Consider the following 602-nt stretch of genomic DNA (forward strand, 5'->3'; position numbering starts at 1 on the left):
GCCGCTGCTGGACGAGGCGGCCGAGCTGCTCGGGCACGACGACCGCGCGGCGGTACGGCGACGGGCCCGGGAGCGGGCCGAGGAGATCGAGTACGCGCAGGGCGTGCTGGACATCGCCCGTGGCTCGCGCGCCCTGGAGGACGAGGACCCCGACCGGGCCGAGCAGCTCGGCGGCGCCGACGTGGTGGGCGCGGAGCAGCTCGCCGGACGGCACCGGCAGACCGATCTGCGGACCGTCGCCGAGCGGGCCGCGGCCGACCGCACCTGGGTCTTCGGCCATGTCATCGTGGACGAGGCGCAGGAGCTCTCCCCGATGGCGTGGCGGCTGCTGGTACGGCGCTGCCCGACCCGGTCCTTCACCGTGGTGGGGGACATCGCCCAGACCGGCGAGGCAGCCGGACAGACCTCCTGGGCCGAGGCGCTGACCCCGTTCTTCGGCGACCGCTGGCGGCTGGAACGGCTGACGGTCAACTACCGCACCCCGGCGGAGGTCATAGCCGCCTCGGATCCGGTGCTGGCGGCGATCCACCCCGAGTCGGAACCGGCGCGGGCGGTGCGCAGCAGCGGTGTCGCCCCGCGGTGCGAGCAGGTCGGCCGGGCCG

The organism is Peterkaempfera griseoplana (assembly GCF_001418575.1).
Lineage (GTDB): Bacteria > Actinomycetota > Actinomycetes > Streptomycetales > Streptomycetaceae > Peterkaempfera > Peterkaempfera griseoplana.